Origin of the sequence: Pseudomonas alkylphenolica, from assembly GCF_016009175.1 — a bacterium.
GTDB lineage: Bacteria > Pseudomonadota > Gammaproteobacteria > Pseudomonadales > Pseudomonadaceae > Aquipseudomonas > Aquipseudomonas alkylphenolica_B.
The window spans coordinates 17,088-39,763 of record NZ_JADUCM010000025.1 but is presented as its reverse complement, the minus strand read 5'-3'; the positions used below and the strand labels follow the sequence as shown (position 1 = coordinate 39,763).

The 22,676-nt window shown below is 60.9% G+C and carries 16 protein-coding genes; 3 read left to right on the top strand and 13 right to left on the bottom strand.

Annotation, left to right across the window (positions count from 1 at the left end; translation table 11 throughout):
• Window positions 1-66 precede the first annotated feature (66 nt).
• From rpsO to I5S59_RS19300, 3 genes are all read left to right on the top strand, one after another.
• A complete protein-coding gene (gene rpsO / locus I5S59_RS19310) occupies window positions 67-336 on the top strand; it encodes a 30S ribosomal protein S15 (protein ID WP_010222985.1) in 270 nt (89 codons plus the stop codon).
• Between the two features lie 250 nt (window positions 337-586).
• Window positions 587-2,692, top strand: a complete 2,106-nt coding sequence (gene pnp, locus I5S59_RS19305; protein WP_128323006.1) for a polyribonucleotide nucleotidyltransferase — start codon at window positions 587-589, stop codon at window positions 2,690-2,692.
• Window positions 2,693-2,951: 259 nt separating this feature from the next.
• Entirely contained in the window at window positions 2,952-3,302 is a 351-nt protein-coding gene (locus tag I5S59_RS19300; protein WP_197878050.1) for a BON domain-containing protein, read from the top strand.
• Between the two features lie 73 nt (window positions 3,303-3,375).
• Here the strand turns inward: I5S59_RS19300 and I5S59_RS19295 are convergent, their stop codons facing one another.
• The 13 genes from I5S59_RS19295 to I5S59_RS19235 form a co-directional block, all read right to left on the bottom strand.
• Complete coding sequence (locus tag I5S59_RS19295) at window positions 3,376-6,318, bottom strand: DUF748 domain-containing protein (protein ID WP_197878049.1); 2,943 nt, start codon at window positions 6,316-6,318, stop codon at window positions 3,376-3,378.
• Window positions 6,319-6,409: 91 nt separating this feature from the next.
• Window positions 6,410-7,426, bottom strand: coding sequence for a class I SAM-dependent rRNA methyltransferase (locus I5S59_RS19290; protein ID WP_197878048.1), 1,017 nt, complete (start codon window positions 7,424-7,426; stop codon window positions 6,410-6,412).
• Window positions 7,427-7,505: 79 nt separating this feature from the next.
• Window positions 7,506-8,684 carry an acetyl-CoA C-acetyltransferase gene (locus I5S59_RS19285; RefSeq protein WP_197878047.1) on the bottom strand — a complete coding sequence of 393 codons (1,179 nt, stop codon included), beginning with the start codon at window positions 8,682-8,684 and terminating at the stop codon, window positions 7,506-7,508.
• Window positions 8,685-8,794: 110 nt separating this feature from the next.
• A complete protein-coding gene (locus I5S59_RS19280; protein ID WP_197878046.1) occupies window positions 8,795-9,664 on the bottom strand; it encodes an oxygenase MpaB family protein in 870 nt (289 codons plus the stop codon).
• Between the two features lie 39 nt (window positions 9,665-9,703).
• The gene (gene acs, locus I5S59_RS19275; RefSeq protein WP_197878045.1) at window positions 9,704-11,638 is read right to left on the bottom strand and encodes an acetate--CoA ligase; all 1,935 of its coding nucleotides are present in this window, start codon (window positions 11,636-11,638) and stop codon (window positions 9,704-9,706) included.
• A gap of 90 nt (window positions 11,639-11,728) precedes the next feature.
• The gene (gene pgi, locus I5S59_RS19270; protein WP_197878044.1) at window positions 11,729-13,393 is read right to left on the bottom strand and encodes a glucose-6-phosphate isomerase; all 1,665 of its coding nucleotides are present in this window, start codon (window positions 13,391-13,393) and stop codon (window positions 11,729-11,731) included.
• Window positions 13,394-13,533: 140 nt separating this feature from the next.
• The gene (panC, locus tag I5S59_RS19265; RefSeq protein WP_197878043.1) at window positions 13,534-14,391 is read right to left on the bottom strand and encodes a pantoate--beta-alanine ligase; all 858 of its coding nucleotides are present in this window, start codon (window positions 14,389-14,391) and stop codon (window positions 13,534-13,536) included.
• Complete coding sequence (gene panB, locus I5S59_RS19260; protein WP_197878042.1) at window positions 14,388-15,188, bottom strand: 3-methyl-2-oxobutanoate hydroxymethyltransferase; 801 nt, start codon at window positions 15,186-15,188, stop codon at window positions 14,388-14,390. Before panB ends, panC begins: the two co-directional genes overlap by 4 nt.
• Before the next feature lie 252 nt (window positions 15,189-15,440).
• Window positions 15,441-15,917, bottom strand: coding sequence for a 2-amino-4-hydroxy-6-hydroxymethyldihydropteridine diphosphokinase (gene folK / locus I5S59_RS19255; RefSeq protein WP_197878041.1), 477 nt, complete (start codon window positions 15,915-15,917; stop codon window positions 15,441-15,443).
• 2 nt (window positions 15,918-15,919) lie between these two features.
• On the bottom strand, window positions 15,920-17,308 hold the full coding sequence (locus I5S59_RS19250) for a polynucleotide adenylyltransferase PcnB (RefSeq protein WP_164897220.1): 1,389 nt from the start codon (window positions 17,306-17,308) through the stop codon (window positions 15,920-15,922).
• A gap of 701 nt (window positions 17,309-18,009) precedes the next feature.
• Window positions 18,010-19,449, bottom strand: coding sequence for a sigma-54-dependent transcriptional regulator (locus I5S59_RS19245; protein WP_197878040.1), 1,440 nt, complete (start codon window positions 19,447-19,449; stop codon window positions 18,010-18,012).
• 22 nt (window positions 19,450-19,471) lie between these two features.
• On the bottom strand, window positions 19,472-22,426 hold the full coding sequence (locus tag I5S59_RS19240; protein ID WP_197878039.1) for a sensor histidine kinase: 2,955 nt from the start codon (window positions 22,424-22,426) through the stop codon (window positions 19,472-19,474).
• Window positions 22,410-22,586 (bottom strand): hypothetical protein, encoded by a 177-nt coding sequence (locus I5S59_RS19235; protein WP_003250005.1) that lies wholly within the window; start codon window positions 22,584-22,586, stop codon window positions 22,410-22,412. Before I5S59_RS19235 ends, I5S59_RS19240 begins: the two co-directional genes overlap by 17 nt.
• Window positions 22,587-22,676 lie beyond the last annotated feature (90 nt).

Sequence of the window (22,676 nt, the reverse complement as noted above, 5' to 3'; positions counted from 1 at the left end):
TACAGGGATTTGTCCCTGGCCTATTGGAAACCGTTTGTTCGGTTTCCCTTGATTTGGAGAAGCCAGATGGCACTCAGCGTTGAAGAAAAAGCAAAGATCGTTGGCGAATACCAGCAAGCCGCCGGTGACACCGGTAGCCCAGAAGTGCAAGTTGCACTGCTGACCGCCAACATCAACAAGCTGCAAGGCCACTTCAAGGCCAACGGCAAAGACCACCACTCCCGTCGTGGTCTGATCCGCATGGTTAACCAGCGTCGTAAGCTGCTGGACTACCTGAAGGGCAAAGACACCACTCGTTACAGCGCCCTGATCGGTCGCCTGGGTCTGCGTCGCTAATAGCGGCCTGGCCAGTGGTGTGCACGGCGTGCTGCATTCATTGCTTCCGGTGCCTGGCATCGGCAGCGATGAGCACGCCGCGCGTATCTATGAGGTTGGCTGTCTGTCTCGCCTGAGCGGTTTACCGCCAGGGCAGGGCAGGCTCCCAACCTCTAGTTTTATCTGGACTGCCCACAGGGCCGATTCCCTGCGCTGCCCAAGAATTCGCAAGAACCAGTTCCCCCAGAGCCACTGAAGAAGGTAGGAAACCGTGAACCCGGTAATCAAGAAATTCCAGTTCGGTCAATCGACCGTTACCCTCGAGACGGGCCGTATTGCTCGTCAAGCGTCCGGCGCCGTATTGGTCACCGTCGACAACGATGTCACCGTACTGGTGACCGTGGTCGGTGCCAAACAGGCCGATCCAGGCAAAGGCTTCTTCCCCCTGTCCGTTCACTATCAGGAAAAGACCTACGCCGCCGGCAAGATCCCTGGTGGTTTCTTCAAGCGTGAAGGCCGTCCTTCCGAGAAAGAAACCCTGACCTCGCGTCTGATCGACCGTCCGATCCGTCCGCTGTTCCCAGAAGGCTTCATGAACGAAGTGCAGGTTGTCTGCACCGTCGTTTCCACCAGCAAGAAGACCGATCCGGACATCGCTGCGATGATCGGTACCTCGGCCGCCCTGGCAATCTCCGGCATTCCGTTCGAAGGCCCGATCGGTGCCGCGCGCGTTGCTTTCCACGAAAGCACCGGCTACCTGCTGAACCCGACTTACGAGCAACTGGCTGCCTCGAGCCTGGACATGGTCGTTGCCGGTACTTCCGACGCCGTGCTGATGGTTGAATCGGAAGCCAAAGAGCTGACCGAAGACCAGATGCTGGGCGCTGTACTGTTCGCCCACGACGAGTTCCAGGCTGTTATCCAGGCTGTCAAAGAGCTGGCTGCCGAAGCTGCCAAGCCTACTTGGGACTGGACTGCCAAGGCCGAAAACACTTCCCTGCTGAGCGCCATCCGCGCTGAACTGGGCGAAGCTGTTTCCCAGGCTTACACCATCACCGTCAAGGCCGACCGTTACGCTCGCCTGGGCGAACTGCGCGATCAGGCGATCGCCAAGTTCTCCGGTGAAGAAGGCCAGCCGTCGGCTGCTGAAGTCAAAGAGATCTTCGGCGAAATCGAATACCGCACCGTTCGCGAAAACATCGTTAACGGCAAGCCACGTATCGACGGCCGCGACACCAAGACCGTACGTCCGCTGAACATCGAAGTGGGTGTTCTGCCGAAAACTCACGGTTCGGCCCTGTTCACCCGTGGCGAAACCCAGGCCCTGGTCGTTGCGACCCTGGGTACTGCCCGTGACGCGCAACTGCTGGACACCCTCGAAGGCGAGAAAAAAGACCCCTTCATGCTGCACTACAACTTCCCTCCGTTCTCGGTGGGCGAGTGTGGTCGCATGGGCGGCGCTGGTCGTCGTGAAATTGGTCACGGCCGTCTGGCCCGTCGTTCGGTCCAGGCCATGCTGCCAGCCGCTGACGTGTTCCCGTACACCATCCGCGTCGTATCGGAAATCACCGAATCCAACGGTTCCAGCTCGATGGCATCGGTTTGCGGTGCTTCCCTGGCTCTGATGGACGCCGGTGTACCGATGAAGGCACCGGTTGCCGGTATCGCCATGGGTCTGGTTAAAGAAGGCGAGAAATTCGCCATCCTGACCGACATCCTCGGTGACGAAGACCACCTGGGCGACATGGACTTCAAAGTAGCCGGTACCGCCAAGGGTGTTACCGCGCTGCAGATGGACATCAAGATCAACGGCATCACCGAAGAAATCATGGAAATCGCTCTGGGCCAAGCCCTGGAAGCGCGCCTGAACATCCTCGGTCAGATGAACCAGATCATCGGTCAGTCCCGTAGCGAGCTGTCGGAAAATGCTCCGACCATGATCGCCATGAAGATCGACACCGACAAGATCCGTGATGTCATCGGTAAAGGCGGCGCGACCATTCGTGCCATCTGCGAAGAAACCAAAGCTTCGATCGACATCGAAGACGACGGCTCGATCAAGATCTTCGGTGAAACCAAAGACGCCGCTGAAGCTGCTCGTCAGCGCGTTCTGAGCATCACTGCAGAAGCCGAGATCGGCAAGATCTACGTCGGTAAGGTCGAACGCATTGTTGACTTCGGTGCCTTCGTCAACATCCTGCCTGGCAAGGACGGTCTGGTGCACATCTCCATGCTGAGCGATGCTCGCGTCGAGAAAGTCACCGACATCCTCAAAGAAGGTCAGGAAGTCGAAGTACTGGTTCTGGACGTGGACAACCGCGGCCGTATCAAGCTGTCGATCAAAGATGTTGCTGCAGCCAAGGCATCCGGCGTCTAAGCTGAATGTGTTGAAGAAAAGGACCCTACGGGGTCCTTTTTTTATGTCTGCAGGATTTAGCTTGTGGACATGCATCTTGCATGCAGGATTTTGCCGGGCCTTGCAAATTGCACGATGGCACAATCAGATTATTTTCGTAAGTATTTGATTTTTATATGTATTTTTAACGGCAAAAGCTGGCACAGGCCCTGCAATGGTATCCATACCCCTGCTGCCAGGACTTACGGCGCAGACTTTTCGAAAAACAGGAGTGTCTCGTATGAAGAAGTTCGCTATTGCTGCCGCTACTGCCACCGCCCTGACCCTGACCCTGGCTAACGCGGCGTTCGCCCAACAGCCTTCCCAGGCTCCGCTGACTGTCGCTGCCGGTGAAATGACCAAGGCAACTGAGGCGACCTCAGACACCTGGATCACCACCAAGGTCAAATCCGACCTGGTGACCGAGAAAGGCATTCCAGGCACTGACATCAAGGTAGAAACCAACAAAGGCGTGGTTTCTCTGTCTTCCGACGTCGCACTGACCAAGTCGCAAAAAGATACGGCAGTCGCGATGACCAAGAAGATCAAAGGCGTTAAGGCGGTTTCGGCTGATGGCCTGAAAACCGACTGACCTGCAAAAACAAAAGCCCCGGCACTGGCTGCCGGGGCTTTTTTATTGGGCGAACGGCGCTGGACGTTCGTTTTTACTCGGCATCCAGGTGCAGCGGTGTGATTACCCGTCCATCCGCTTCCGCTTCGCCAAGGCTTGCATCAATGAAGTACACCCGGTCGTCTTCCAGCTTGGCCTTGTCGACAAGGTAATCCTTGATGCTGCTGGCCCGGGCCTGCCCCAACTGGCGTAGCAGCAGCGGGCTTTCACCCCAGGATTTGAGCACGGCGTCGCGCAACTGATTGGTACGCTGTTCGCGGTCCAGTTGTTCCCATTCGGCAGGTGGCTGCTGCTTCATGCGGGTACGGTAGATGCCTTCGAGCATCGCCGGTTTGTCGCTATCGGGTACTTTCAGTTCCGAAGCCTGGGCCGGGACCTTTTCGCCGCGACGCTGGAGCATCTTGTAGTAGGTACTCTGGTATTCACGTTCCAGACGTTGCTGGGCAATTAGCGGTCCGTCACTGCTCTGGGCGCTGGTTCCTTCGATCTCCAGGCGCAGCGCAGGGCGCTCCTTGAGCGCCGCTGCGAGCTTGTCGAGGGCACCCTGGGCGTCCGCTGCGAGGTCGCTGGAGCCTGCGGCAAAGGCCACGCTGCCCAGGTCCTGGGCGTCACCGCCACTGATCAGCCCACCGATGAACTTGAACGGCGCCTGGGCAGCACGCAACACGAGGTTGCGCAGCGTCTGCCAGACAATGGGCATGACACTGAACTGTGGATCGTTCAGATCACCGGTAACCGGCAGTTCGATGGAAATCTTGCCCTCGGTGTCCTTGAGCAAGGCCACCGCCAGGCGAATCGGCAGGTCGACGGCGTCCGGGCTGTCGACCTTCTCGCCCAGTTGCAGCTGCTCGACCACGACCTTGTTCTCGGCCTTGAGCCTGCCCTGGGTGATGATGTAGTGCAGGTCGATGTTCAGCCGGCCCTTGCGGATGCGGAAACCGGCAAACTTGCCCGAGTAAGGCGTCAGGGTGGTCAGCTCGACGCGTTTGAAGCTGGTGGCGATATCCAGGCTGGCCATAGGGTCGAAGGGGTTCAGAGCGCCTTTGATGGTCACTGGCGCATAGCGATCAACCTTGCCCTTGATATCGACCTTGGCCGGCTTGGGCTGACGGCTATCGATGGTGCCGATCTGGCCGTTGAGCTGCTGGATGGCGGTCGCGAAGTTGGGCGTCAGGCTGAAGTCGGCAAAGTTTGCCGAGCCGTCATTGATATCGATAGCACCGATGCGAATGCCCAGTGGCTTGTCGCTGCCCGCCGGGGCCTTGGCTTTCGCCGGAGCAACGGATTGCGCGGTGGCAGACTGCGGGATCAACAGGTCATCGACGTTGGTGGTGCGGTCTTCGTTGATCATGAAGCGCGCGTAAGGCTGCTTGAGGGTGACCTTGCCAATGGACAGGGCATCACCATGGCGATAGGACAGCCCATCGAGGTTCAGCTGCTGCCATTTGACGAAATCTCGGTCCTTGATGGTATCGAGGGTATGCAACTGATTGACCTGGGCCTTGCCGTCGATGCTGAAGGCCAGCGGCTCGGTGCTCTTGAGGTCGACATTGAGGTCGCTGCCGAGCATGCCGCTGCGCAGTTCCAGGCGAATGAACGGGCTGATATAGGCCTGGGCGATACGCAGGTCGATGTCCTGGGTACTGACCTTGAGCTTGGCGGACACGGGCGCGAGATTGACTTGGCCGGCGGCTTGCAGCTTGCCTTGCTTGCCAACCCCGGTGTCGAGCTTGAGGTTGAAGGGCGACTGGTTGAGGCTGTCGAAGTTTTGCAGGTCGAGGTTCAGCGGCCCGACATCGAGGGCGACGGGCTCTTTCTGCGAGCGGTCAGCCAGGTGCACCTGATAATTACGTAATTGCACGTCTTTGAGCAGTACTTGCCAGGGCTTCCCGGGTTCGGCCGTTGCCGCTTGTTGCGCTTTGTCGGGTTCGGCGGCAGCGGGCTCGGCTTTCTCTTTCGCCGACGGCTTGGCCGGCTGGCTGGCGAACAGCTTCTGCCAGTCGAGCTGGCCATCTGCCTCAAGCGCCGCCCAGGTTTCCAGCTTCTCGCTACGGATCTTGCCGACGGTAACCTGCTGCTTGGCGAGATCGACCGAGGTTTCGCTGACATCAAGGCGTGCCAGACGTGCCAACGGGCGGCCGTCCGGTGCCTTGATGGCAAACGGCGCGATGCTGACCGAGGTCTTATCGAGCAGCAGTTCGGTATTCTTGGACAGGTTCAACGAATAGTGGGTATCGAGGCTGATGACGCCTTCTTCCAGCACCAGCGGTACGGCATCGCGCACGTAAGGCCAGAAGGCTTTCATCTTGCCCTCGGTAACCTTCAAGGTGCCTTCGGAGGCGAGTGGTACCACACTGAACTTGCCGCTCCAGTCGATACGGCCGCCATAGGGGCCGACAGCGACAAGGGTCATGTCACTGCTGTCGTCGGGCAGGGTGCTGAGGTTCTTCAGTTCCAGGTTCATCGAGTCGTAGAGGAACTCGATCGGCTCGCTGGGCCGCAGGTCCTGGAAATGCAGGTAACCTTCGTGGAGCTTGATGCTGCCGATGCGCACAGGAAACGGATCACTGGCGGGCGCGGGTGGTGCCGGCTCGCTGGGCGGCAGTTTGAACAGTTGCGTGAGGTTGAGGCTGCCGTCCTTGGCAAACAGCAGTTCGGTGCGTGGCTTGTCCAGCTCGATGCGTTCAAGGTGCAGGGCCTTGGTCCACAGGCTGTCGATCTGCAGGTTGGCGTACAAACGCTCGAAGCCCACCTGTTCCTTGCCGGTTTCGCCGATCTGCAGGCCCCAGAGCGTCAGCTCCAGGGTGAACGGGTTAAGTTCGATTCGTTGCAGGTGGGCGGGCAGCGTGGCGTAATTGGCCAATTGCTGGTTGGCAATACGCAGGGCCACCCCCGGAAGTATCAGAAAGCCAAGCAGGCTGTAGAGGGCCAGTGCGGCCAACATGGCGCCCAGGGCGCGTCTCAATCCTTTAAGCATGTGCGGCGTCGTCTGTCTGAAACGGAAGTGCTTGGAGTATGGCACGTAAAATCGGTTCCGAAGTGCGCTCGGAAATTACCGGTTTTTTGCTTTAGAGCTGGAGAATCAAGGTTTTCAGGGGTGGTTGGCCATCCTGCGACGGAAAGTCGCTGGCGGGTTTGAGCACTTGCCAGTCGCGTACCGACCGACCGCTTTTCTCGGCGCAACGCAGCACTTGCTCACGCCAGTCGTCGAGGCTGACTTTGGCGAGGTTGTTACAACAGATCAGCACGCCACCTTCGGCGGTGCTCAGCAAGGCGGGTTTGAGCAGGCTCTGGTAGTCGCGCAGCAGGTCGACTGTGCCGAAGGCACTCTTGGCCCACGCCGGCGGATCGAGAAGCACCAGGTCGAACGCGCGCTGCTCAAGACGCGGGTAGGGCGGCAGTTTGTGCCCGCGGCGCTGGCTGACAGGCAGGCCGGCAAACTGGCGGATGGCCGGAAAATAGTCGGACTGAATGAACTCCATCGGCGGCAGTGTCGGGTTGAGTGCGCCGTTTTCCTTGCCCACGGCCAGGTTGCCTTCGGCGAAGTCCAGGTTGCATACGGAGGCCGCGCCGCCTGCAGCGGCACTCAGGCCGACGCCACAGGTGTAGGCGAACAGGTTCAGTACCCGTTTGCCGGCGCTGTGCTGCTTGACCCAGCCGCGGGCATTGCGCAGGTCGAGGAACAGTAGCGGGTCCTGGCCGGCGTGACGGCCACGCACACGGTAGTTCAATCCCCATTCATGGCCGATCTGGTCGGCGAGGGCGGCCTCGCTGGCGGTGTACACCGGGTCGCGGCGATCAATGCGGCTGTTGCCCTGGGAGCGGTCGTTGTAAACCAGCAGCAACTCAAGACCCAGTTCGGCCTCGATGCTGGCATGCAGCATTAGCAGCGCTTCGGCGTCCAGGGTTTGGTGAAAGCTTTGTACCAGCAACTGCGGGCCATAACGGTCAATGGTCAAACCACCGGCGCCTTCCTGGCTACCGTGGAACAGGCGATAGCAATCGGTGCCTTGGGCATGCAGTTCGTTGAGCAGGCCCTTGCGGGCATCGAGGGCGGCGCGCAGCGCCTGATTCAAGAGGGACATGCACGTGGCCTTGGTTTGCGGACGTGCAGTTTAACAGCCAAGCCGGGGGCGGGGCCATGGCAGCCCCTCCCGCGAGGTGCTAGCGCTCGATGGCCAGCGCTACGCCCTGGCCGCCACCGATGCACAAGGTGGCCAGGCCCTTCTTGGCGTCACGCTTGATCATTTCGTGCAACAGGGTGACCAGCACACGGCAGCCCGACGCGCCGATCGGGTGACCAAGGGCAATCGCGCCGCCGTTGACATTGACCTTGCTGGCATCCCACTCCAGCTCCTTGCCCACCGACAGTGCTTGCGCCGCGAAGGCTTCGTTTGCCTCGATCAGGTCGAGGTCGGCCAGCTGCCAACCGGCTTTGTCCAGGCAGCGACGGGTGGCGCTGACCGGGCCGATGCCCATGATCGCAGGGTCTACGCCAGCGTTGGCATAGGCTTTGATCCGCGCCAGCACCGGCAGGCCCAGTTGCTGGGCTTTGGCCGCGCTCATCAACAGGACCGCCGCAGCGCCATCGTTGAGGGAGGAGGCGTTGCCGGCGGTAACGGTGCCGTCCTTCTTGAAGGCCGGCTTAAGCTTGCTCAGCGACTCGGCGGTGGTGCCGGCGCGGGGTTGCTCGTCGGTGGCGAAGGCAATCGGGTCGCCTTTGCGCTGAGGAATCAGGATCGGTGTGATTTCGTCGATGAAGCGCCCAGCTTCGATGGCGGCTGCCGCTTTTTGCTGTGAGGCTGCGGCGAAGGCGTCCTGTTCTTCACGGCTGATGGCGTATTTTTCGACCAGGTTCTCGGCAGTGATACCCATGTGGTAGTCGTTGAATGCGTCCCACAGGCCGTCGCTGATCATGCTGTCGATCAGCGTGCTGTGGCCCATGCGCAAACCGGTGCGTGCGCCAGGCATGACGTAATTGGCCAGGCTCATGTTTTCCTGGCCGCCAGCGATGATCACCTCGGCGTCGCCACAACGAATGGCCTGGGTGGCCAGGTGCAGGGCCTTGAGGCCAGAGCCGCACACCTTGTTCAGGGTCATGGCCGGTACGGCGTTGGGCAGGCCGGCCTTGATCGCGGCCTGGCGCGCCGGGTTCTGACCGGCGCCGGCGGTCAGTACCTGACCGAGGATGACTTCATCGACCAGTTCGCCATCGATACCGGTTTGCGACAGCAGCTGGCGAATCACGGCAGCGCCCAGGTCAACGGCGGGAATTGCCGCCAGTGCGCCCTGGTAGCTACCGACAGCGGTACGGGTGGCGGCAACGATAACGACGTCTTGCATGGTGCGGGTCCTCACTCTTATTCGATTTAGTGTCAGAACGGCGAAGGCCGGGTAGGCCTTGATAGGGCCTCATGGTGGCATAGATGCGCAGGGATCTTCCAATCCTGAGCTCAGCTGATGCCCATGCGCCGCCGCGCCCGGTGTGCCGAACCATCGCGCATGGCCCAGCGCAACACCGGCGCCGTGGTGTTGATCCCGAGGCGAATCAGGCGTCGTTGCAACGGGTGTTGTTGCAGGTCGAGCATGGCGCTGGCCCATTCAGGCAGCAAGTCGATACCGGCGCGTAGCATCAGGCTGCCCACCGGCTGTGCAAGGCGGCTGGGGGCAGGAGCATCCAGTAACACCTGGACCACTTCGTGACTGCGTTCATCACAATGCAATTGTGGGCGCATGGCGCGCAGGTAATCCGCTATTTGCTGGCGTGAACGCGGTACGTCGCGGGCACCGAGGCGTTCGGCAATCAGGGCAATCTCGGCGTAGTAGGCGTCTTGATCGGCGATGCTCAGGTTCGGGTTGCGGTAACGCAGGTGGGCGGCCAGAAAGCTGCTGACCTCGGCCACATGTACCCAGGTCAGCAAGTCGGGATCGCTGGCGGCGTAGGGGGTGCCGTCGGCAGCATGGCCGACCACTTGCAGGTGAATGGTGCGGACTTTTTCGATCAGCCAGTTGGCATCCCGGGTGGCGCCAAAGGTAGTGCCGGAGATGAACTGGCTGGTGCGGCGCAGGCGTCCCAGCAGGTCCTGACGAAAGTTGGAGTGGTCCCAGACGCCGGCCAGCGCCAGCGGATGCAAGAGTTGCAGGAGCAAGGCACTGATGCCGCCGATCAGCATGCTCGGAAAGTCGCCGTGCACTCGCCAGCTGGCGCTGTCCGGGCCGAACAGCCCGGGGTCGCCTTTGGGGTTTTCCAGGTCAAGCTGTCCCAGGGACAAGCCGGTCAGGCTCATCACCTGGGTTTCGATACGGCGGCGAATCGCTTCCATGGTTACCTTGCGTGCGTGGCAACCGTGAAAGGCTGCCGTTCATGTGTTCAAACGTTTATCGATCAGGCCTTGAACCACACTCGGGTCGGCCAGGGTCGAGGTGTCGCCGAGGCTGTCGAGTTCGTTGCAGGCGATCTTGCGCAGGATACGGCGCATGATTTTGCCCGAGCGGGTCTTGGGTAAAGCCGGTGCCCACTGGATCAACTCAGGTTTGGCGAAGCTGCCGATTTCCTTGCTGACCAGGGCCAGCAGTTCCTGCCTGAGCGTGTCGTCCGGGGTTACGCCGTTCATGGGCGTAACAAAGGCATAGATGCCTTGCCCCTTGAGATCGTGAGGGTACCCGACAACAGCCGCTTCGGCGATGCTGTCGTGCAACACCAGCGCGCTTTCGACTTCGGCGGTGCCGATGCGGTGCCCGGAAACGTTGATCACGTCATCAATGCGCCCGGTTATCCACAGGTCACCGTCGGCATCGCGGCGGGCGCCGTCGCCGGTGAAGTAATAGCCGGGCAGGGGCTTGAAGTAGGTATCGATCATCCGTTGCGGGTCGCCATACACGCTGCGGATCTGCCCGGGCCAACTGGCCTTGATCGCCAGCATGCCGCTGCCGGGCCCTTCGATGAGCTTGCCCTTGTCATCGAGCAATACGGGCTGTACGCCAAACATCGGTTGGGTGGCACAACCGGGCTTTATCCGTCGGGTACTGACCAGCGGACTGATCATGATGCCGCCGGTTTCGGTCTGCCACCAGGTATCGACGATTGGGCAACGTTGCTCGCCGACGGCATTGAAATACCATTCCCAGGCTTCCGGGTTGATCGGCTCGCCAACGCTGCCCAGCAGGCGCAGGCTCTTGCGCGAAGTGCTCTGCAACGGGCCTTCGCCTTCACGCATCAAGGCGCGCAGGGCGGTGGGGGCGGTATAGAAAATATTCACCTGGTGTTTGTCGACCACCTGCCAGAAGCGCGAGGTGTCGGGGTAGTTGGGCACACCTTCGAACATCACGGTGATTGCACCGTTGGCCAGGGGGCCGTAGACGATGTAGCTGTGCCCGGTAACCCAGCCGACATCGGCGGTGCACCAGAACACTTCGCCCTCGCGGTAATCAAACACTGTCTTGAAGGTCAGCGCAGCCTGCAGCAGATAACCCGCGGTAGTGTGCAGCACGCCCTTGGGTTTACCGGTGCTGCCGGAGGTGTAGAGGATGAACAGCGGGTCTTCAGCGTCCATTGGCTCGGGCGGGCAGTCATCACCGACCTGCTTGACCGCTTCGTGGTACCAGAGGTCGCGCCCTTCGCTCCAGTCGATCGTGCCGCCGGTGCGCTTGATCACCACCACTGTGCTGACAGCCGGGCAACTGAGCAGCGCCTTGTCGACGTTGTTTTTCAGCGCAATGGTCTTGCCGCCGCGAATGCCTTCATCAGCGGTGATGACTGTACGGCAATCGGCGTCGAGGATGCGGTCTCGCAGGGCATCGGGAGAAAAGCCGCCGAATACCACCGAGTGAATCGCGCCGATGCGGCTGCAGGCGAGCATGGCGTAGGCGGCCTCGGGCACCATGGGCATGTAGATACACACCCGGTCACCCTTTTTTACCCCGCGTTGCTTGAGCACATTGGCCAGGCGGCAGACGTGACGGTGCAGTTCACGGTAGGTGATGACGCTGGAGTCGGCAGGGTTGTCGCCTTCACGGATGATTGCCGGCTGGTCGCCGCGCGACACCAGGTGACGGTCGATGCAGTTGTAGCTGACGTTGAGTCGGGCCCCCTTGAACCAGGTAGCCTGGCCGCTCTTCATGTCACTGTGCTGGATGCTGCTCCAGGGCGTGATCCAGTCCAGGGCCTTGGCCTGCTCTGCCCAGAATGCCTCTGGGTCTTCTATCGACTGGCGGTACAGGCGCTGGTAATCGGCCTGGCTCAACTGCGCCGCTTTGCTCACGGCATCGGCATGGGGAAAGGCGCTGATATCGAACATGGTGGGGTCCTGTTCTGAGCATTTTTTTGTCAGAACAGTGTAGCCGTTACCCCAGGCCACGTTCGCGCGGCCCGGGGCAACGTCAGGGCATCAACCGCGGTGACGGCTGCGGAAGAAGTTGATCAGGCCCTGAGTGGAGGCGTCTTCAGCGGCGTCCTCGATGCCGCCGACCAAGCGCTGGTAGACGCCCTTGCCGAGTTCCTTGCCCAGTTCCACGCCCCATTGGTCGAAGGCATTGATACCCCAGATCACGCTTTGCACGAACACTTTGTGCTCATACATCGCAACCAGTGCACCCAGGCGACGCGGGCTGATGCGCTCGACCACCAGGGTGTTGCTCGGGCGGTTGCCCGGGATCACCTTGTGCGGTGCCAGCTTCTGTACATCGGCTTCGGCCATGCCTTTTTCGCGCAGTTCGGATTCGGCCTCGGCGCGGGTTTTGCCGAGCATCAATGCCTGGCTTTGCGACAGGCAGTTGGCGTACAGCCACTGGTGATGATCGGCCACCGGGTTGAAGCTGACCACCGGGACGATGAAGTCGGCCGGGATCAACTGCGTGCCCTGGTGCAGCAACTGGTGGTAGGCGTGCTGACCGTTGCAACCGACGCCACCCCAGATCACCGGACCGGTGTCGTGATTGACCGGAGTACCGTCCTGGCGAACGCTCTTGCCGTTGGATTCCATGTCCAGCTGTTGCAGGTGCTTGGTGATGTTACGCAGGTAATGGTCGTAGGGCAGGATCGCATGGCTCTGCGCACCCCAGAAATTTCCGTACCAGACCCCCAGCAGCGCCAGCAGCACCGGCATGTTCTGCTCGAATGGCGCGTTCTGGAAATGCTGGTCCATGGTGTAGGCACCGGACAGCAGCTCTTTGAAGTTGGCCGTACCGATGGCCAGCGCGATCGGCAGGCCGATGGCCGACCACAGCGAATAGCGACCGCCAACCCAGTCCCACATCGGGAAGATGTTTTCTTCACGGATGCCGAAGGCAATCGCCGCGGCCTTGTTGCTCGATACGGCAATGAAGTGCTTGTACAGCTCGGCTTCCGAGCCGCCCTGGGCCAGGTACCAGCCGCGTGCGGCCTGAGCGTTCTTCAAGGTTTCCAGGGTGTTGAAGGATTTTGAGGAAACGATGAACAGGGTGGTTTCGGCGCGCAGTTTGGCTGACAGCTCATGGAATTCACTGCCGTCGATATTGGCCAGGTAATGGCAGCGTACACCGCGTTGGGCGTAGGGCAGCAGAGCCTCGGACACCAGTTCCGGGCCGAGGAACGAACCGCCAATACCGATGTTGACCACGTCGGTAATCGGTTTTTCGCTGTAACCGCGCCACAGGCCGTCATGAATGCGGCCGACCAGCTCGGTGACCTGGTTGAGGACTTTGTGTACCTCGGGCATCACGTTGACGCCGTTCACGGCCAGCTTGTCGCCTACCGGGCGGCGCAGTGCCGTGTGCAGGGCCGGGCGGCCTTCGGAGGCATTGAGAATCTCACCGGCGAACAGCGACTTTATCGCTTCCTGCAAATCGACTTCGTTGGCCAGTTTGACCAGCAGATCGCGGGTCTGGCTGTTGATCAGGTTCTTCGAGTAATCGAGGAACAGCCCGCAGGTGCTCAGGGAGAACTGGTCAAAGCGCTTGGGGTCAGCCGTGAACGCCTCGCGCATGCTGAAGCCCTGCATGGCATCGCGGTGCTGCTGGAGAGCCTGCCAGGCTGGCAGGGTCGTAACGTCGTGAGGGGTGCGGTAATACGCCATCGCTGCAGGTTTCCTTATTGCGTGAACTGCCTTGGACACTGGAAAAAACGTCCTGTTAGCAGGCTGATGCCAATTATAGGCATGCAGCCTGCGTTACAGGGAGTAGGCAGCAGGCCTACAGAGCAGGAAGGGGAGAGGTGTTACTTGTCGTCGAGATTCAGGTGCAGGTTGTCGATCAGGCGCGTGGCGCCCAGGACCGCAGCAGCCAGGATCACCACGTCACGATCTTCAGCCGCGGCGGGGCGCAGCGTCAGGGCGTGGCGGATTTCCAGATAGTCCGGACGAAAACCGGCAGTGGCCAGTTGCGCCTGACCCCGGGCAATCATTGCCGGGTAGTCGCGCTGCCCCTGGCGGATCGACTCGGCCATCTCGCTGAGCACACGGTAGAGTGCTGGCGCGGTGTCGCGCTGGGCCTCGTTGAGGTAACCGTTACGCGACGACAGCGCCAGGCCGTCATCGGCACGTACAGTCGGCTCGCCAATGATCTGGATCGGCATGTTCAGGTCACGGACCAGCGCACGGATTACCGCCAGTTGCTGGAAATCCTTCTGGCCAAATACCGCGAGGTCAGGTTGAACCATGTTGAACAGCTTGCTGACGACGGTGGCAACACCTTCGAAATGGCCGGGGCGGCTGGCGCCGCAGAGCCCTTCGGACAACTGCGGAACACTGACCCGAGTCTGCCCGTCCATACCGTCGGGGTACATCTCTTCGACCGTCGGTGCGAACAGCAAGTGGCAACCGGCCTGGAGCAGTTTCTCCTGGTCGGCGGCGAGGGTGCGCGGGTATTTGTCCAGGTCTTCGCTGGGGCCGAACTGCAGCGGGTTGACGAAGATACTCGCCACCACGAAATCGACGCGCTGTGCCGCCTTGGTTACCAGCGCTGCGTGACCGCTGTGCAGGTTGCCCATGGTCGGGACGAAACCGATACGTTTGCCCTCGCTGCGTGCCCGCGCTACGGCGGCGCGCAGTTCGCGGACGGTCTTGACTGTATTCATGCACTGAACCCGTGTTCGCTACCTGGGAAGCTGACGTCCTTGACGGCGGTGACGTAAGCCTTGAGCGCACCCTGGATGTCGCTCTGGCCGATCATGAAATTCTTCACGAATTTTGGCACGCGCCCGGTCAGTGACAAGCCCAGCATGTCGTGCAGTACCAGCACCTGACCATCGGTGGCACTGCCTGCACCGATACCGATGACCGGGATGCTCACCGCGTGAGTGATTTCTGCCGCGAGCTCACTGGGTACGCATTCGAGCAGCAGCATGGCCGCGCCTGCCTGTTCCAGTGCAATGGCATCGGCGCGCATCTGCCGGGCCTGGGCTTCCTGACGACCCTGAACCTTGTAGCCACCGAGGATGTTCACGGTCTGTGGGGTCAGGCCCATGTGGGCGCACACCGGAACGCCGCGCTCAGCCAGAAGGCGGATGGTTTCGGCCAGCCAGGCAGCGCCCTCGACCTTGACCATGTGCGCGCCGGCCTGCATCAGGGCGCCACTGTTGGCGAACGCCTGCTCGGTGGTGGCACAGGCCATGAACGGCAGGTCGGCGAGAATCAGCGCGCCTTCGTTGCCACGCTTGACGCTGGCGGTGTGGTACGCCATTTCGGCGGTGGTGACGGGCAGGGTGCTGTCGTGGCCTTGCAGGACCATGCCCAGCGAGTCACCTACCAGTAACACTTCAACGCCGGCACGGCTTGCGGCCTGGGCGAAGGTGGCGTCGTAGCAGGTCAGCATGGTTATTTTCTCACCCTTGGCCTTGAGGCTCTGCAGGGTGGTCAGGGTTACTTCTGGCATGAAAAAGAATCCTCATTCAGGCGCTGTGAAAAACGACTGCGTACAACGCGTGTATTCATCTTCTGGAACAGCACATCATCGATCGTGGTGTTTGAGTGTTACGACCGTTCCAGGCCTATTTACGCCTTCTTGTGGCGCGCGGGCGCCTTGGGACGCCTATAGTCGTGAGGGAGGGGACTGAAGTCAATTACCCTGTTACCGCAATGTTACGAAAGCGCTGTTACGGGCGTTACCCTGTGGGGGAACGCCCGGTTACAGGCGTTCCAAGCCGACGAACGGGCAATCTGCCAGCAGCTTGGCAAGGGGGCGTTGGTCGGCCAGTACGAAACTTTCCGGCACCAGTTCGGCCAAGGGGTAGAGAACGAAGGGGCGCGCCTGCATGTGGTAGTGGGGCACTTTCAGGCGCGGCACATCGATCACCTGGTCGCCGTACAGCAGGATATCCAGGTCCAGGGTGCGCGGGCCCCAGCGTTCTTTGCGTTCGCGGCCCTGGGCGGCTTCGATGGACTGGAGGCTGTCGAGCAACGCCAATGGCGCAAGGCCGGTCTCCAGCGCGGCAACGGCATTGGTGTAGCGCGGCTGGCCCGGTGAAAGCGACTCGCTGCCATAAAATGCAGAAACCGCTGTCACCTGGGTGTCGGGCAGTTGGCGCAGGGCGTTGAGCGCGCTGTGCAGCTGCGCCTGCGGTTCATCCAGATTGCTGCCCAGACCGATGTAGACGCGTTCCATGCTTACTCGCCTGCGCCGCCGTCAGCGCGCTTGCGTTTGCTCGGGCTACGCTTGCGTTTGCGCGGTGCGCTACCTGCGCCTTCGTCGCGGCTGCCCAGATCGCGGATCATGTCGCGCCGCTCGCTGTCGTTGCTGTCCTGATAGTCGGTCCACCATTGGCCGAGGCCGTCGGTTTCTTCGCCAGCGCTTTCACGCAGCAGCAGGAAGTCGTAACCGGCGCGGAAGCGTGGGTTGTCGAGCAGCAGGTCAGCACGCTTGCCGCTGCGACGTGGCAGGCGCTCCTGCATGTCCCAGATCTCGCGAATCGGCAGGGTGAAGCGCTTGGGAATCGCGATGCGTTGGCATTGCTCGCTGATCAGCTCGTGGGCGGCTTCGTTCATCGCAGGAATCGGTGGCATGCCACGGCTTTGCAGGCGCAGCGCGCGCCCTGGCAAGGCGGGCCACAGCATGGCGGCAAACAGGAAGGCCGGGGTTACCGGCTTGCCCTGCTTGATGCGCAGATCGGTGTTGATCAATGCCTGGCTGATCAGGGTGTGGGTGTAGGTCGGGTGTTCTTCCAGGGCCTCGGCACTGGCCGGGAACAGTGGATCGAACAACTGCAGGTCGACCAGCATTTCGAAGGTGTCGGCAGCGTGCCCCGAGAGGAACAGCTTGAGGGACTCTTCGAACAGGCGGGCAGCCGGGATCTCGCGCAGCATCGGCGCCAGGTCGCGGATCGGCTGCACGGTGTGCTTCTCGATACCAAAATTGAGCTTGGCGGCAAAACGCACGGCCCGCAGCATGCGCACCGGGTCTTCCTGGTAGCGCTGGGTCGGGTCACCGATCAGGCGGATCAAACGATTGCGGATATCGTGAACGCCATTGGCGTAATCGAGGATGCGCTCGCTGACCGGATCGTAGTAAAGGGCATTGATGGTGAAGTCGCGGCGCTGCGCATCTTCTTCCAGGGTGCCATAAACGTTGTCGCGCAGAATTCGTCCGCTCTCGTTACGTGACGAGGTATGGCTGTCTTCGGCTTCGCTTTCCGGGTGGTTGGCGCGGAAGGTGGCGACTTCAATGATTTCACGGCCGAAATGGATGTGAACCAGCTTGAAGCGGCGGCCGATGATGCGCGCATTACGGAATTCGGCACGAACTTGTTCGGGGGTGGCGCTGGTGGCGACGTCAAAGTCCTTGGGCGTGATGCCCAGGAGCTGGTCACGCACGCAGCCGCCGACCAGGTAGGCCTGGTAGCCAGCATTTTGCAGGCGCTCAACGATGCTCACCGCATGACGACTGAACTGGCCACGTTGCAGCGAGTGTTGACCGCTATTGATCACTTCAGGCGTGGTGCGCTTGTGGTGCGGACCACGTACGGGAGGACGGAACGACTGGAACAGCTTCTTCAGCATGGGATGCACTGTTTGAAGGAATGTTCGGCCAAAAACGAAGAATGGCCGCATGATGGGCGTGGATTCTAGCATTTACTGGGGGGATGGTGTAGGCGGTAGCAAAGCGGGGTGATGCGAGGGGGAGAAACTACAAGGGGAGCCGAAGCTCCCCAAGAAGTAGTTGCGTGCTCTTATTGTTTTTTTGCCGGGCTTCTTGTTTTTGTTGAGTGCCCTATCCACAAAACGCAAAGCTTGTGGACGATCTCCCTAACCGGGATTCAAGAGCAAACGGATTGCTTTGGTCGCTGAGGTTGCAATGATCATGTGATCCAACCAGTTCAGGCCCTGCTTGAGTGCAGTTTTTATTATTCTCTGCCTGGTTGTGGGGCAAGCCCCAAAAACAACTCCTCTCCAAAAGAATCAGTTAGCTGCGCCTCCGCCGTCTTGTTCTTATTGTGCGTGAGCCGATTCGTCTTATTTTTATTGTCTTTTGCAGTGCTTGTTATTGTTCTTGTACCAAACATATAGCAGGTGCCGTGCCAACTTTTTCAAACCCCAGTAAAACAAGGGGTTGGAGCGGTTTGGCAGGCCCGGGCGGGCAAAAAAAAGCCGGGGTTTCGTTACCGTAAGCCCCGGCTTTTGTTACGAGATTGTGGCGAGGTAACAGTTTTTTCACATTTCGTTCTGTTACCGCATTTCCCCGCCCACATGGCTGAAAGGTATCAGCTATCGCTGGTGGCACCGCTCTTGCGCCGCGGGATGCCCAGGCGTTGGCGACGTTCCCACAGGCACTTGCGGCTGACGCCCAGTTTGCGTGCCAGTTCGGTCTCGGTCATGTGGTCCTGGTGCTCCAGTACAAAGTGCTGGAAGTAGTCTTCAAGCGACAGGTCTTCGGTCGGCTCATGGCTGGTGGTGCTGGCCGAACTGCTGTTGCCTGGCAGGCTGGCGAAGGGTTCGTCGTCGTCGAGGTCGCTGAGTTCGATATCGATACCCAGCAGGTCGGCGGAAATTTCCGGGCTCTCGCACAGAATCACCGCGCGCTCCACTGCGTTTTCCAGTTCACGGACGTTACCGGGCCAGGAGTAATGACGGATGGCCTGTTCGGCATCATGGCCGAAGCGCAGGTCGTTGCGGCCGATGCGGGCGCTTTGCCGGGCCAGGAAGGCATTGGCGATCTCGTTGACGTCGGCGCCGCGCTCGCGCAGGGCCGGCAACTTGAGGGCAATCACGTGCAGGCGGTAATACAGGTCTTCGCGGAACTGCCCAATCTTGGCCAGGTTCTTCAGGTCACGGTGGGTGGCCGCGATCAGGCGCACATCGACCTTTTGCGATTGCACCGAGCCGACACGGCGAATCTCGCCTTCCTGGAGCACCCGCAGCAGGCGCGCCTGGGCTTCGAGCGGCAGTTCGCCAATCTCGTCGAGGAACAATGTACCGCCGTCGGCCGCTTCGACCAGGCCAGCGCGACCCGCGCTGGCGCCGGTGAATGCACCTTTCTCGTGGCCGAACAGTTCCGACTCGATCAGGGTTTCCGGAATGGCTGCACAGTTCACCGAAATCATCGGTGCCTTGGCGCGGCGCGAAAGGTTGTGCAGGGCGCGGGCAACCAGCTCCTTGCCGGTACCCGACTCACCCTGGATCAGCACATTGGAATCGGTGGGCGCAACCTTGCGGATCTTGCTGTACAGATCCTGCATCGGTGGGCAGGAACCAATGATGCCGATTTCGCCGTTGGCTGCAGTGCTGCTGCCTTTGTCTGCGCTGGCGGTCTTGCCGTTGCCACGCGCTTCGGCAGGAGCAGCCGGCGCGTTCTGGCGGTCACGCAGGATGCGCGCCACCGCCTGGAGCATTTCGTCATGATCGAAAGGCTTGGCGATGTAGTCCACTGCGCCCATCTTCATCGAGTCGACCGCAGAACGCAGGCTGGCGTAGCTGGTCATGATCAGCACCGGGGTGCCCTGGCCGAGCTTGATCAGCTCGGTACCCGGGGCGCCGGGCAGGCGCAGGTCGCTGACAATCAAGTCGAAGGTGGCAATGCTGAAGCGTTCCTGGGCTTCCTGTACCGAGCCGGCTTCGCTGACCTGGTACTGGTTCCGTTCGAGCAGTCGACGCAGCGCCGAGCGGATGATGGTTTCGTCTTCGACGATCAGAATGTGCGGCATTGATTCAATTCTCTCGACGGTCTCAGTTCACAGCGGACGTCGCTACGACATGGCGCGGCAGGGTCACACGGATCCGGGTGCCTCGCTGGCTCTGTATATCGGCCGGGCTGTCGATGGTGATTTGTCCATAATGCTCTTCCACGATGGAATAGACCAGAGCAAGCCCCAGTCCGGTCCCTTCGCCCGGGTCCTTGGTAGTGAAGAACGGTTCAAACAGACGATCCATGATGTTTTTCGGAATACCGCTGCCTTCGTCTTCGACGATCAGGTCGACGGTATGCTCGCTCGCTTCGCTCTTGACCCGCACGGCACTGCCGGGCGGTGAGGCGTCACGGGCGTTGGAGAGCAAGTTGATCAAGACCTGGGCCAGGCGTTGCGGGTCGCCATCGACCCAGTGCTCGGGGTCGCACAGGTTGAAGAACTGCACTTCGAAGTTGCGCCGGTTCAGGGCCAGCAGACCAATTGCGTCCTGGGCCACTTCAGCCAGGCACACCGGTTCGTCACTGTGCTGGTGGCTGCCGGCATGGGCAAAGCTCATCAGTGACTGGACAATGCGTGAAATACGTTTGGTCTGCTCAAGGATCTGGCTGCTCAGCTCGGTAATTTCACCGTCGTCTTCGCGTTCTTCGCGCAGGTTCTGGGCGAGGCAGGCGATGCCGGTGACCGGGTTGCCGATTTCGTGAGCCACCCCGGCAGCCAGGCGACCGATACTGGCCAGGCGTTCGGAGTGCACCAGCTTGTCTTCCAGGGCCTGGGTTTCGGTGAGGTCCTCGACCAGTACCACCAGGCCACTGTTACCCGGTGCCAATGGTTCGTCGATGGCCGCCTTGTGCAAGTTCAGCCAGCGCGTCTGGCCATCCAGGCCCAGGCGTTGTTTGTGCAAGTGCTCATCCGGCACGGTGATAAAGCCCAGCAGCAATCCGCGCCATGGCTCGCTGATGGTGGTCAGACGGGAGCCGACCACGCGTTTGGCCGGGATGCCGGTGAGTTCTTCCATGGCCTTGTTCCACATCAGGATCTCCTGATCCTTGGCCAGCGAGCAGACGCCCATCGGCAACTCCTGCAAGGTCTGGCGGTGGTACCGGCGCAGGGCGTCGAGCTCGGCGGCAAGCCCGGTCAGGCGCGAGTGGTAGTCTTCCAGGCGGCTTTCGATGAAGTGGATGTCTTCGGTAACGTAATTATCGTTGCCTGACTTGTACGGCAGGAAGGTTTCGACCATGTCCTGGGCCACGCTTGGGCCCATCAACCCTGACAGGTTGGCTTCGATGCGGTCGCGCAGGCGGCGCAGGGCATAGGGGCGGCGCTCGTCGAAGGGCAGGTAAAGGTCGCGCAGGGCCTGTTCGACTTCTTTTTGTGCGGCTTTGGCGCCCAGCGGTTTGGCCAGTTGCGTGGCGAACTCCTGGGGGGAGGCGGCGTGAAGTTCGCGGCGTTGTGGGCGGCGCACGTTGTCCACGGCGCAGGCCTCGGCGGCACTGACTTCTTCGGTGCTGGCGTTGGTGAACAGGGAAATCAGGGTAAACAGCAACACGTTCGCGGCCAGCGAGGCGATCGCTGCCATGTGCCAGCTGGTGTCGTCGAGCACATAAATCATGTTCAGCAGCGGGATGTAGAAGCCCTGCAGGTTGCCTACCAGCGGTAGCAGCATGGTCACCATCCACACCAGAATCCCCGCCAGCAACCCGGCGATGAATCCGCGTCGGTTGGCCGTCGGCCAGTAAAGTACCGAGAGCACGCCCGGCAAGAACTGCAGGGTGGCGACAAAGGCGACGATACCGAGGTTGGCCAGGTCTTGCTGGCTGCCCAGGGTCAGGTAGAAACCGAAACCGGCGGCAATGATCGCAACGATCAGCGCCCGGCGGGTCCACTTCAGCCAGCGGTAGATGTTGCCCTCGGCCGGCGGTTGGTACAGTGGCAGCACCAGGTGGTTGAGGGCCATGCCGGAGAGTGCCAGCGTGGTGACGATGATCAGGCCACTGGAGGCCGACAATCCACCGACATAGGCGAGCAGCGCCAAGGCCTGGTTGTTGGCGGCGATCCCCAGGCCCAGGGTGAAGTACTCGGGACTGGTGCTGGCGCCCATCTTCAGGCCCGCCCAGAGGATCAGCGGTACCGCCAGGCTCATCAACAGCAGGAACAGCGGAAGGCCCCAGCTGGCGCTGACCAGCGAGCGCGGGTTGAGGTTTTCGGTGAAGGCCATGTGGTACATGTGCGGCATGACGATGGCCGAGGCAAAGAACACCAGCAGCAGCGTTCGCCACGGGCCTTCCTGCAAGGGAGTGTGCAGCGCGGCCAGGGCTGTCTGGTTCTGCAACAGCCACACTTCGAGCTGATGCGGGCCGCCGAATACGCCGTACAAGGCATACAGGCCGATACCGCCTAGTGCCAGCAGCTTGATCACCGATTCAAAGGCAATGGCGAACACCAGGCCTTCGTGTTTCTCCCGGGTCGCGATATGCCGTGAGCCGAAAAAGATGGTGAACAGGGTAATCAGTGCACAGAAGGCCAGGGCAACCCGCGCCTTGACCGGTTCGCCGGTAAGGATGCTGATGGAATCGGCAACCGCCTGAATCTGCAAGGCCAGCAGCGGCAACACACCGATGAGCATGAATATCGTGGTCAGTGCCCCGGCCCAGGTGCTGCGAAAGCGAAAAGCAATCAGGTCGGCGAGTGACGACAGCTGGTAGGTGCGGGTGATCTTGAGAATCGGGTACAGCAGTACCGGGGCCAGCAGGAACGCGCCGGACACCCCCAGGTAACAGGCCAGGAAGCCGTAACCGTACTGGTAGGCCAGGCCGACCGAGCCGTAGAACGCCCAGGCACTGGCGTAGACACCCAGCGACAGGGTGTAGGTCAGGGGGTGGCGAATGATCGAGCGCGGGATCATGCCGCGTTCGCTGATCCAGGCCACGCCAAACAGCACCAGCAGGTAGGCGGCGCTGATCAGGATCATCTGGGTCAGGCTAAAGCTCATCGGCATCACGTTGGCTCTGCAGGATAAAGGTCACGACGATCAGGATCAGCCAGAGCAGGTAAGGGCGATACCAGGCTCCGGTGGGCTCGATCCACCAGTCCATGATGGCCGGGGAGAACAGGTAGATCCCCACGACCAGAAGCAGGACCAAACGATAGATATACATGCTGGCCTCAAAGGTTAGGGCGCTGCGGCTTGGACTTATTATTGGCGCAAATGGCTGCGGCGATGGTAACGGGCTTGTGCGTTTTTGCCA